This window comes from Saccharomonospora iraqiensis subsp. iraqiensis (assembly GCF_000430445.1).
Lineage (GTDB): Bacteria > Actinomycetota > Actinomycetes > Mycobacteriales > Pseudonocardiaceae > Saccharomonospora > Saccharomonospora iraqiensis.
In genome coordinates this window covers 35,358-45,901 of record NZ_KE387129.1, presented here as the reverse complement: position 1 = coordinate 45,901, position 10,544 = coordinate 35,358, and the positions used below count along the sequence as shown (strand labels likewise).

The following is a 10,544-nucleotide window of genomic DNA, read 5'->3' as shown; positions in this document are numbered from 1 at the left end:
GCGGTCGGCGAGGGCGGAGCGGGCGGGGGTCCGTGCCGCCGTGCCGGTGGGCTGTCCGGACGGGACCGCGGTGGGCCCCGTTGCGGACACGGCACCGGGGTCCACCCCGACCTCGCCCTGACCACGGGCCTCGCCCCGACCACGCCCCGCGGGAAGTTGTTGGCGTGTTGTCAGTAACACTCCCGCGTCGTAGGGTGGTCGGTATGACCAGCACCGCCCAGGCCGTCGAGACGTTCGACTCCCTCGACCCCGCCACCGACGCCGTTGTCGGGACCCATCCGGTGCACAGCGCCGACGACGTGAACGCGGCCGTGTCCCGCGCCCGCGAGGCCGCCGGATGGTGGGACTCGCTGGGCTTCGCGGGGCGTGCCGAGCGCCTGCGCCGGTGGAAGGGTGTCGTCGCCCGCCGCATGGACGAACTGTGCGCGGTCGTCAGCGCCGAGACCGGCAAGCCCGCCGGTGACGCCCAGCTCGAGGTGGTGCTGGCCGTCGAGCACATCGAGTGGGCCGCCCGGAACGCGCGCAAGGTGCTCGGGCGGCAGCGCCGTTCCCCCGGACTGCTGATGTCGAACCAGGCGGCGACCGTGGAGTACCAGCCGCTCGGGGTGGTCGGCGTCATCGGCCCGTGGAACTACCCGGTGTTCACGCCGCTCGGCTCGATCAGCTACGCCCTCGCGGCGGGGAACGCCGTGGTCTTCAAGCCCAGTGAGTACACCCCCGGGGTGGGCCGGTGGCTGGTGGACGCCTTCGCCGAGGCGGTCCCCGAGTACCCGGTGTTCGATCTGATCACCGGCTTCGGCGCCACCGGTGCGGCGCTCACCCGCGCGGACGTGGACAAGATCGCTTTCACCGGCTCGGCCGAGACCGGCAAGAAGATCATGGCCACCGCCGCGGAGCGGCTCACGCCGGTCATCATCGAGGCGGGCGGGAAGGACCCGCTGCTGGTCGACGCGGACGCCGACCTGGACGCCGCCGCCGACGCGGCCGTGTGGGGCGCGTTCTCCAACGCGGGGCAGACCTGCGTGGGCGTCGAGCGGGTGTACGCGCACACCGACATCCACGACGCGTTCGTGGACAAGGTCGTGGAACGGGCGAAGAAGGTCGAGCCGGGTTCGGACTACGGCCCGATGACCATGCCCGCGCAGCTCGACGTGGTGCGTTCGCACATCACCGACGCCCTCGCCCGGGGCGGGCGGGCCCTGCTCGGCGGCACGGACGCCGTGGGGGAGCGCTACGTGCGCCCGACCGTGCTGGTGGACGTGCCCGACCACTCCGAGGCGGTGTGCCGGGAGACCTTCGGCCCGACCGTCACGATCACCCGCGTCGCGGATATGGACGAGGCCGTCGACAAGGCGAACAACTCGACCTACGGCCTCGGCTCCACGGTGTTCTCCAAGCGCCGGGGGACGGAGCTGGCCCGCAGGCTCCGCACCGGGCAGACCGCGATCAACGCGCCGTTGTCCTTCGCGGGCATCGCGTCCCTGCCGTTCGGCGGCATCGGCGACTCCGGCTTCGGCCGGATCCACGGGCCCGAGGGGCTGCGCGAGTTCGCCCGCCCGAAGTCGATCGCGCGCCAACGCTTCCCCACGCCGGTCGCCCTGACCACCTTCGCCCGCACCCGCAAGACCGAGGACGCCATCCGCAAACTCGTCAGCCGCCTGCACGGCCGCCGCTGACCCCCGGCGGCCCGGGTGTGTCGTGAGGGGCACTTTCCCTGCTCTCGACGCAGGGAAAGTGCCCCTCACTGCGTCCGGCGCAGGAAAAGTGCCCTTCACGGTCACCTGCGCGGCCACGCACGGTCGCGTCGGCGGCCGGGTGCTCGACCGATCCGGGGAAATCGATACGGACGGGGTGTGCGGGGCAACGTGGGGCTCCCCCTGCGCGTCTACCAATGTGAGAACCGGGTGAAGAAGGCGGCCCGGGGGCCGAGGGGTGTCGGGGGCTCCTCGGCCTCTGGGTTACGCTCGGGGCGCATCGACTGCGTCAAATCGAGGAGCAGCCTGTCGTGGCCCGAGTAGTCGTCGACGTCATGCCCAAACCCGAGATTCTCGACCCGCAAGGCCAAGCGGTCGCCGGTGCGCTCGGACGCCTCGGCTTCGACGGCGTGGGCGGGGTCCGCCAGGGCAAACACTTCGAGCTGGAAGTCGACGACGACGTCGACGACGAGACCCTGTCCCGGATCGCCGAGGGGTTCCTGGCGAACCCGGTGATCGAGGAGTGGACCGTGCGGAGGGTCGAGGCGTGAGTGCCCGCATCGGCGTCATCACCTTCCCCGGCACGCTGGACGACGTGGACGCCTCCCGCGCGGTGACCCGGTCCGGCGCGGAGGCGGTGCCGCTGTGGCACGCCGACGCCGATCTGCGGGGCGTCGACGCCGTGGTCGTGCCGGGTGGCTTCTCCTACGGCGACTACCTGCGGTGCGGTGCGATCGCGCGGTTCGCCCCGGTGATGGGCCCGGTCGTGGAGGCCGCGGGCCGCGGGATGCCGGTGCTGGGCATCTGCAACGGCTTCCAGATCCTGTGCGAGGCGGGCCTGCTGCCGGGTGCGCTGGTGCGCAACGAGAAGCTGCACTTCGTCTGCCGCGACCAGTGGCTGCGGGTGGAGGACACCACGTCGGTGTGGAGCACCCGGTACGAACCCGGCGCCGAGATCCTCGTCCCGCTCAAGTCCGGTGAGGGCCGCTACGTCGCCGACGAGGCGACGTTGGACGAGCTGGAGGGGGACGGCCGCGTGGTGTTCCGCTACGTCGACGAGAACCCCAACGGCTCGCGCCGGGACATCGCCGGCATCCGGAGTGCCGACGGGCGGGTGTTCGGCCTCATGCCGCACCCCGAACACGCCATCGACGCGCTCACCGGTCCGTCCGACGACGGTCTCGGGGTGTTCTACTCCGCGCTCGACGCGCTCGGGCGGACGCCCGCGTCGGTGGCCTGACCCGCATCGATCCCCTACCCGCCCGACTAGGCTGGACACCGTGGCAGCACCCGAGACCGACCCCGCACCCGTGACCCCCGACACCCCCGACACCACCGCGCACGCCGAGCGGACCCCGGATATGGCTCAGCCGTACCGGGAACTCGGCCTGGCCGACGACGAGTACGAGCGCATCCGCGGCATCCTGGGCCGCAGGCCCACCGAGGCCGAGCTGGCCATGTACTCGGTGATGTGGAGCGAGCACTGCTCGTACAAGTCGTCGAAGCGGCATCTGGCCTACTTCGGCGAGACCACCACGCCGGAGATGCGCGCGAAGATGCTCGCCGGGATCGGCGAGAACGCGGGCGTGGTGGACGTCGGGGACGGCTGGGCCGTCACGTTCAAGGTGGAGAGTCACAACCATCCGTCCTATGTGGAGCCGTACCAGGGTGCGGCCACGGGCGTCGGCGGCATCGTGCGCGACATCCTCGCGATGGGGGCGCGGCCGCTCGCGGTGGCCGACCCGTTGCGGTTCGGGCCCGCCGAGGCCGCCGACACCCGCCGGGTGCTGCCGGGGGTCGTCGCGGGCATCGCCGGTTACGGCAACTGCCTCGGCCTGCCCAACGTCGGCGGCGAGGTCGTGTTCGACGAGAGTTACGCGGGCAACCCGCTGGTGAACGCGCTCTGCGTGGGCGCCATGCGCACCGAGAACCTGCACCTGGCGCACGCCTCGGGAACCGGCAACAAGATCATCCTGTTCGGCGCGCGGACCGGACTCGACGGCATCGGCGGGGTGTCGGTGCTGGCCAGCGACACGTTCTCGGGTGCGGAGAGCGCGGGCGGGCGGAGGAAGCTGCCGAGCGTGCAGGTCGGTGACCCGTTCACCGAGAAGGTCCTCATCGAGTGCAGTCTCGAACTGTTCGACAAGCGCCTCGTCGTGGGCATCCAGGACCTCGGGGGCGCGGGCCTGTCCTGCGCGACCTCGGAACTGGCCGCGGCCGGCGACGGCGGGATGCGCGTCGACCTCGACCGGGTTCCGCTGCGCGCCGAGGGCATGACCCCGGCCGAGATCCTGTCCAGCGAGTCGCAGGAGCGCATGTGCGCCGTGGTCCGTCCTTCCGATGTGGACGAATTCATGGCGGTGTGCCGGAAATGGGACGTGCTCGCCACCGAGATCGGTGAGGTCACCGACGGCGACAACCTGGTGGTGCGTTGGCACGGCGAGACGGTGGTGGACGTGCCGCCGCGCACCGTCGCCCACCAGGGTCCGGTCTACGACCGCCCGTACGCGCGGCCCGCGGAGCAGGACGACATCCGGGCGAACACCCCGGACCGGCTCCCGCGTCCGTCCACACCGGACGAGCTGCGGGACACCCTGCTGCGGATGGTGTCGTCGCCGGAGCTGGCCTCCCGGGAGTGGGTCACCCAGCAGTACGACCGCTATGTGCGCGGCAACACCGTGCTGGCGCAGCCGTCGGACTCCGGGGTGGTCCGGATCGACGAGTCGACCGGCCGCGGGGTCGCGGTCGCCACGGACTGCAACAGCCGCTTCGTCCACCTCGACCCGTACACCGGGACGCAGCTCGCGCTGGCCGAGGCGTACCGCAACGTCGCCACCAGCGGTGCGATGCCGACCGCGGTGTCCAACTGCCTCAACTTCGGTTCCCCGCACGACCCGGGCGTGATGTGGCAGTTCGAGCGGGCCGTGCACGGCCTCGCGGACGGCTGCGCCGAGCTCGGGGTGCCGGTGACCGGCGGCAACGTCAGCTTCTACAACCAGACCGGCGACCGCGCGATCCTGCCCACCCCGGTGGTCGGCGTGCTCGGTGTGCTGGACGACGTCGGGCGGCGCATCCCCACCGGGATCGGCAACGAGGCGGGCGAGAGCCTGCTGCTGCTCGGCGACACCCGGGACGAGTTCGGCGGCTCGGCGTGGGCGAGGATCGTGCACGGCCACCTCGGCGGCACGCCGCCGGTCCCGGACCTGGAGCGGGAGCGGCTGCTGGCCGAGATCCTGGTCGCGGGCTCCCGCGACGGGATGCTCTCCGCGGCGCACGACCTCTCGGACGGGGGGCTGGCGCAGGCGGCCGTGGAGATGGCGTTGATCGGCCAGTGCGGCGCGCGGCTCGTGCTCGATCCGGACGCCGACCCCTTCGTGCAGCTGTTCTCCGAGTCGGCGGGGCGGGTGCTCGTGGCGGTGCCGCGCAGCGAGGAGCTGCGGTTCACCGAGATGTGCTCCGCGCGGGGCCTGCCGTGGCGCAAGGCCGGTGTGGTCGACCCGGACTCCGGGGCGTTGGAGATCCAGGACGTGGCCACCTTCGGCCTCGACGAGCTGCGCGCGGCCTGGGAGGGTGCGCTCCCGGCACTGTTCGAGGGCTGACCGTCGCCCCGGTCGACCGGGCCCGCCCGCGGTGGCGGGCACCGGTCACTGCAACATCAGCGAGGTGACGCAGTACGCCCCGCCGAGTTCCTGCATGCCGAGGCTGCCATTGACCGCCGATCCGGCGGCGGTTCCGCTGAGCACCGCGGAGCTGGTCGGGTCATCCGCGCGGCCTCCTGCCGAGGGAGTGGTCCCCGGCGGTGTCGTGTTGTTCAGAACAGCGTGAAGGTGCTGACGCAGAGCTCGTCCCGCGCGTCGACGATCGAGAGCAGCCCCGAGGTCTCGCTCCCGTCCAGCGTGCCGCGCACGTCGTACAGATGGACGGTGGCGAAGTCGTCCTCCCGCGGTTCGCCGGACAGCGTGGCGGTGAGTTCGGCGGAGCCGTTCACGACGGCGCTGACGTGCTCCTCGCTCAGCGACGTGGTGTTCGGACAGAACTGCCCCAGGGCCGCGTCGCCGTCCCCGCTGTGCAGGGTGTCGAGGAACCGCTCCGCGAGTCGGCCCGCCTCGCCGCCCGCGGCCGGAGCGGAATCGCTGTCCCCGCCCGGCGTCTCCTCCACACCGGGGAAGGCGGGGCTGCTCAAGGTGGGTTCGGTGGGTTCGGTGTTCGTTCCGGTGTCGCCGCTGTGGTCGTCGAGGGTGGCCGTCGCGGTGGTGTCGTCCTCCTCGTCCCCGAGCAGGAAGCCGGGCGCCGCGAGGCCGGTGATCAGGAACGCGACGACCGCCACCACCGCGGCCGAAAGGCCGATCCACAAACCGGTCCTGTTCTTGCCTCCGGGAGGTCGCCCACCGAACCCACCGTCGCCGGGCTGACCGTATCCGGGGTGCCCGTAGCCGGGCTGGTGTCCGTACCAACCCTGCTGGTCGGCGAACTGGCCGCCGTACCGGTCCCCGTACGAACCCCCGTACTGCCCGTACGGGTCCTGCTGCGGCGGTGGGCCCGCCGGGGGTGGGTACTGGCCGCCCTGCTGGGGGAACCCGCCGGAAGCGGGGAAGCCGGATCGGTCGTACGGGTTCGGCTGATGTCCGTACGGTGGCTGCCCGGGTTGCGGTGGGTACGTCATGACCTTCTCGCCTTCCGTGGGGCGGCGCCCCGGTATGCGGTTCCGGATGTCGGACGCACGTCCGGGAGGCACCGGGTCCCCCAGACCACGTGACCCGTGGCATTGTGCCGGATCACCACGACACCGTGGCGGGAGGGAACCGGGATCGGGCCGTTCCGCAGCGTGGCCACACCGGCCCGCGGGGCGAGGCCGCGGGCCGTGGACCGCCGATCAGCCCATGGCCAGCATGCGTAACCGGTCGTGGGCGCCGTTGAACACGTTCTGGTCGATCGGGCTGGAGGTGTACTGCCAGAAGGTGTGGTAGTCCCAGTCGTACGGGAGCTCGCCGACCGACGAATCGTAGCGGGCGACCCACAGGGGCACGGTGTCGGCGAAGCTCTGCGCGGTGCCCACGCACTGCTCCCACCAGCTGGTCGACGTGTAGATCACCGGATGCCGCCCGGTGCGGGCGTGGTAGGTGTCGTGGAACTCGCGGATCCAGGCGGCCATCGCGTCGTGGTCCTTGCCGTAACAGGTGGCTCCGTACGGGTTGTACTCCAGATCGACCGCCCCGGGAAGGGTCTGCCCGTCCGCGGACCAGCCGCCGCCGTGCGAGACGAAGTAGTCCGCCTGCGCCGCGCCGGACGAGCGGTCCGGCAGTGCGAAGTGGTAGGCGCCGCGGATCATGCCGACGTCGTAGGACCCGTCGTACTGCTGGTCGAAGTACGGGTTGGTGTAGCCGGTGCCCTCGGTCGCCTTGACGTAGGCGAACCTCTTGCCCTCGTCCCACCAGTGTGCCCAGTCGACCTCGCCCTGCCAGCTGCTGACGTCGATGCCGTCGACCGTCGCGGTCGCCGGGCCGCCGTCGGAGTTCAATCCCCGGGGCTCGAGTGCCCGTTGTCGCGACCACCGGGTCGAGTGGTCGCCCTCGACCCGCGCGATCTGTGAGCCCATCGCGTGACCGTGCGGTTCCGGGGCACTGTCGTCCGGTGGCGGTCCGGCCGTGGCGGGGGTGTGGCCCCCGAGCAGGACGGCGACGACCGGGACGACGAGTCCGAGGGGAAGACGGAACCGTCTCCCCCGTCCGGAGCCGGAGCCGGGGGCGGGTGTCGCGGGACGAACGAGCTGTCGCTTCGGGTGCGTGTCCATCCACCCACCGTGGTCGGTGGCAGGTCGGGAACGGTCCCGCCACACCGGTGGTGTCACCGTCCCGGGCGAGAGAAGACGCCCTGTGGGTGTCTCCCGGTTCCCCCGGGTCGGTGACGCGCCGTCGCGGCCCCGGCGGGTCAGCGGTCGTGGGCGAGCGCCAGCACCAGGTCGTGCGCGGTCACGACGGCCGTCGCGATGTCGTCCGGGTTGAGGACGAGGGGATGGCCCGCGAGCAGTTCGACCACGTCCCGCCCGCGCACCGGCCGGGCACAGAACCAGTCCCGAGGTGCCAGCGACCGGCTGGTGCAGGCCGGCACCACCACGTCGCCCTCGATGTCGTGGAACCCGACCAGGGTGCGCTGGGTCGGGGAGTACGCGAAGACGTACAGCGTCGCGTCGAGCACCGCGGGTGCGAGGTCCTCCGGGGGGCGGTGTCCGGTCCGCACCAGTTGGAGCAGATGCTCCAGGTTGCTCTCCGGGTCGGGGTAGCCCAGGGCACGGGGGGACGGCCGGTACCGGTCGTTGAAGTGGAAGTCGTCCACGACCTCGCCGTGGGCGTCGACCGGGTAGGCGCCGACGACGGCCCAGGAGGGCACGTTGCCCTGCGGGTCGAACGCCTCGTCGATCACGTACAGCCAGCTGTCCGGATTCGCTCTCGCGTTCGCCCGCATCTCTCGCGTGATCTCCGGCTTCCTGGTCGCCGTGGTCCTCTCGGGCACCAGGCGGTCTGCGTCGTCGCGACGGGCCATGCGCTTCCCCACGTCGTGCCGTGTACGGGCTTTGCGCTTCCACCTTACTGTTGGAGCATGCCGAAATCACGGTCCGTCGACCCCGGCGAGTTGCGTGCGGCGGTGGCGGCCGTCGCCCCGTGGCTGGACGGACGGGGGGACGAGCCCGCCCGCGATGACCTGGCCACCGCCGTGCGGTTGAGCCTGCGCACCCTCGCCGGGGTGGCGCCGGGGCGCAGTGTCGAGATGCGCGTGCCGCCGTACGCGGCGGTCCAGTGCGTGGCCGGGCCGAGGCACACCCGGGGCACCCCGCCCAACGTGGTGGAGACCGACGCCCGCACCTGGCTGGAGCTGGCGACCGGGCGTCTGGAGTGGACGGAGGCGGTGGAGTCCGGGCGGGTCGACGTCTCCGGCGCCAGGGCCGCCGAGGTGGCACACCGGCTGCCGGTCGTGCGGGTCTGAGGCGAGCCGGGGGCGACCACGACGGCTTTGCCCACGGCGGTCCACGGTGTACTTTCGAGGATCGGACGAATTCCTCCGGTACGATTCACCGGCCGGACGACAGCTCGGGCGCGTCCGACGGATCAGCTCGGCGTTTCGGGAGTGGGGAATGGAAGGCGGCATGGCTGCACACGACGACTCCGGGGCGGAACCGGGGACCGGGCCCACCGCGCGCCGGATGATCCTCGGTGCCCAGCTGCGCCGTCTGCGGGAGCGCGCGGACATCGCCCGTGCCGACGCGGGCTACCACATCCGGGCGTCCGAGTCGAAGATCAGCAGGCTCGAACTCGGCCGGGTCGGTTTCAAGGACCGCGACGTCCGGGACCTGCTCACCCTGTACGGGGTGGCCGACCCCGACGAGCGGGCCGTGTTCCTCGACATGGTCAAGGCGTCCAATCAACCGGGCTGGTGGCAGAAGTTCAACGACTACATGCCGCGCTGGTTCGACGACTTCGTCGGGCTGGAGGAGGCCGCCTCCCGGATCCAGACCTATGAGCTGCAGTTCGTCCCCGGCCTGTTGCAGACCGAGGACTACGCGCGTGCGGTGATCACCCACGGGCTCCCGGAGACGGCCAGTGCCGCCGCCGAGGGGCGGGTGGCGCTACGGATGCGGCGCCAGCGGCTGCTGTTCCGCCCGAACTCGCCCCGGCTGTGGGTGGTGCTGGACGAGTCGGTGCTGCACCGGCCCATCGGGGGCAGACGGGTACACCGGGCCCAGCTCGACCATCTGCTGGAAATGATCACTCTCCCGCACATCACCATCCAGGTGGTTCCCTACGAGCGCAGCGGGTACGCGGCCGAAGGGGCCTTCACGATGTTGCGCTTCGCCGAGCCCGAACTGCCGAACATCGGCTACATCGAGCACATCGCGGGCGGGATCTACCTGGACCGTCCGGACGAGATCGAGCTCGTCGGGCGCTCGCTCGACCGGTTGGCCGTGGACGCCGAGACCCCGGACCGCTCCCGGCAGATGTTGCTCAAGGTGCGCGCCGAGGCCTGAACCCGGGCGCGCCCCCACCCCGTCGCCACCGCGGACGCGGGGCCGCCCCCGAGTGTCCACAGTCACCCGGAAGGGCGGTTTGAGCTGCGCGGAGTTGCCTGTTGTGATTCAGTTCACGCTGTGACGAAGACTTCGTGATCTCGCACCTGCACGTGCATCCACATCTGCACGGGGCCCGTGCTACCGTGCGTTGCAAGATCAACTGCACGTGCAGATGCATCCTCCAATGGTGTAAGTCGGGAAGGTGAGGATCATGGCGAGGACGGTCGACAACGGAATCTCCTCGGAGTCGCTCGCGGGCGTGGTGTGGCGCAGAAGCGCCTACAGCGGTGCGATGGGCAACTGCGTGGAGGTCGCCCCGCTGGGCAGTGGGGAAATCGCGATGCGCAACTCCCGTGATCCCCGCGGGCCCGCGCTCGTCTACACCAAGGCCGAGATCGCCGCGTTCCTCGCGGGCGTCAAGGACGGTGAGTTCGATGACCTCGCCGTCTGAGCTCTCCGGAACCGACGAGGCCGCCGAGGCGCGCCAGGTCGAGGAGATCCTCGGCCGGCTGATCGAACACGGCTACCGGTTCGTGCATCCCCGGGACGACAGCGGGGAGATCATGACAATCGTCGGTGTCCGCGCGCACGGTACCGTGGTCGACGTCGTCCGCCTCGACGCGGAGGACGCGGTGAACGCCACCCGGATGCCGGTCGACGAGGCCGACATCCTCGCCCCCCGGACGGTCCTCTGGAGCCGGGACGGCGCGCTGGCCGAGGTGGTCGACGCCCTGCTGGCGCTGCCCGAGGTGCCGGACGGGGCGTCCGCCCCCCGCCGGTCCGGCGGC

Annotated in this window: 11 protein-coding genes; 8 read left to right on the top strand and 3 right to left on the bottom strand. The window is 71.6% G+C overall.

What is annotated here, in order from left to right; genetic code table 11:
• The first annotated feature begins 203 nt into the window (after positions 1-203).
• The 4 genes from ACTIR_RS0119285 (at position 204) to purL (ending at position 5,293) form a co-directional block, all read left to right on the top strand.
• Positions 204-1,676: an aldehyde dehydrogenase family protein gene (locus ACTIR_RS0119285; protein ID WP_026455499.1), complete on the top strand. Its 1,473-nt coding sequence runs from the start codon at positions 204-206 to the stop codon at positions 1,674-1,676.
• 329 nt (positions 1,677-2,005) lie between these two features.
• Complete coding sequence (gene purS / locus ACTIR_RS0119280; protein WP_007024326.1) at positions 2,006-2,245, top strand: phosphoribosylformylglycinamidine synthase subunit PurS; 240 nt, start codon at positions 2,006-2,008, stop codon at positions 2,243-2,245.
• Positions 2,242-2,934: a phosphoribosylformylglycinamidine synthase subunit PurQ gene (gene purQ, locus ACTIR_RS0119275; protein ID WP_007024327.1), complete on the top strand. Its 693-nt coding sequence runs from the start codon at positions 2,242-2,244 to the stop codon at positions 2,932-2,934. Before purS ends, purQ begins: the two co-directional genes overlap by 4 nt.
• Positions 2,935-3,055: 121 nt before the next feature.
• A complete protein-coding gene (gene purL / locus ACTIR_RS0119270; protein WP_052583964.1) occupies positions 3,056-5,293 on the top strand; it encodes a phosphoribosylformylglycinamidine synthase subunit PurL in 2,238 nt (745 codons plus the stop codon).
• 212 nt (positions 5,294-5,505) lie between these two features.
• Here purL and ACTIR_RS24910 read toward each other — a convergent pair whose 3' ends face one another.
• The 3 genes from ACTIR_RS24910 to ACTIR_RS0119250 form a co-directional block, all read right to left on the bottom strand.
• The gene (locus tag ACTIR_RS24910; protein WP_026455497.1) at positions 5,506-6,357 is read right to left on the bottom strand and encodes a hypothetical protein; all 852 of its coding nucleotides are present in this window, start codon (positions 6,355-6,357) and stop codon (positions 5,506-5,508) included.
• Positions 6,358-6,567: 210 nt separating this feature from the next.
• Positions 6,568-7,485 (bottom strand): lysozyme, encoded by a 918-nt coding sequence (locus ACTIR_RS0119255; protein ID WP_052583958.1) that lies wholly within the window; start codon positions 7,483-7,485, stop codon positions 6,568-6,570.
• Between the two features lie 137 nt (positions 7,486-7,622).
• A complete protein-coding gene (locus ACTIR_RS0119250) occupies positions 7,623-8,234 on the bottom strand; it encodes a type VII secretion system-associated protein (RefSeq protein ID WP_026455495.1) in 612 nt (203 codons plus the stop codon).
• 57 nt (positions 8,235-8,291) lie between these two features.
• Between ACTIR_RS0119250 and ACTIR_RS0119245 the strand changes: the two genes are divergently transcribed.
• The 4 genes from ACTIR_RS0119245 to ACTIR_RS0119230 form a co-directional block, all read left to right on the top strand.
• Positions 8,292-8,675, top strand: coding sequence for a sterol carrier family protein (locus ACTIR_RS0119245; protein ID WP_026455494.1), 384 nt, complete (start codon positions 8,292-8,294; stop codon positions 8,673-8,675).
• Between the two features lie 160 nt (positions 8,676-8,835).
• A complete protein-coding gene (locus ACTIR_RS0119240; RefSeq protein WP_026455493.1) occupies positions 8,836-9,714 on the top strand; it encodes a helix-turn-helix domain-containing protein in 879 nt (292 codons plus the stop codon).
• A gap of 253 nt (positions 9,715-9,967) precedes the next feature.
• On the top strand, positions 9,968-10,207 hold the full coding sequence (locus tag ACTIR_RS0119235) for a DUF397 domain-containing protein (protein ID WP_026455492.1): 240 nt from the start codon (positions 9,968-9,970) through the stop codon (positions 10,205-10,207).
• The coding region (locus tag ACTIR_RS0119230; RefSeq protein ID WP_026455491.1) for a hypothetical protein at positions 10,191-10,544 on the top strand (354 nt) is incomplete at its 3' end. The genes ACTIR_RS0119235 and ACTIR_RS0119230, both read left to right, overlap by 17 nt.

What these genes read in the sequence shown, in the direction of transcription:
- ACTIR_RS0119285 (WP_026455499.1), top strand. Translation starts at nt 204, where the DNA reads ATGACCAGCACCGCCCAGGCCGTCGAGACGTTCGACTCCCTCGACCCC.
- purL (WP_052583964.1), top strand. Translation starts at nt 3,056, where the DNA reads ATGGCTCAGCCGTACCGGGAACTCGGCCTGGCCGACGACGAGTACGAG.
- ACTIR_RS24910 (WP_026455497.1), bottom strand. Translation starts at nt 6,357, where the DNA reads ATGACGTACCCACCGCAACCCGGGCAGCCACCGTACGGACATCAGCCG.
- ACTIR_RS0119255 (WP_052583958.1), bottom strand. Translation starts at nt 7,485, where the DNA reads ATGGACACGCACCCGAAGCGACAGCTCGTTCGTCCCGCGACACCCGCC.
- ACTIR_RS0119250 (WP_026455495.1), bottom strand. Translation starts at nt 8,234, where the DNA reads ATGGCCCGTCGCGACGACGCAGACCGCCTGGTGCCCGAGAGGACCACG.
- ACTIR_RS0119245 (WP_026455494.1), top strand. Translation starts at nt 8,292, where the DNA reads ATGCCGAAATCACGGTCCGTCGACCCCGGCGAGTTGCGTGCGGCGGTG.
- ACTIR_RS0119240 (WP_026455493.1), top strand. Translation starts at nt 8,836, where the DNA reads ATGGCTGCACACGACGACTCCGGGGCGGAACCGGGGACCGGGCCCACC.
- ACTIR_RS0119235 (WP_026455492.1), top strand. Translation starts at nt 9,968, where the DNA reads ATGGCGAGGACGGTCGACAACGGAATCTCCTCGGAGTCGCTCGCGGGC.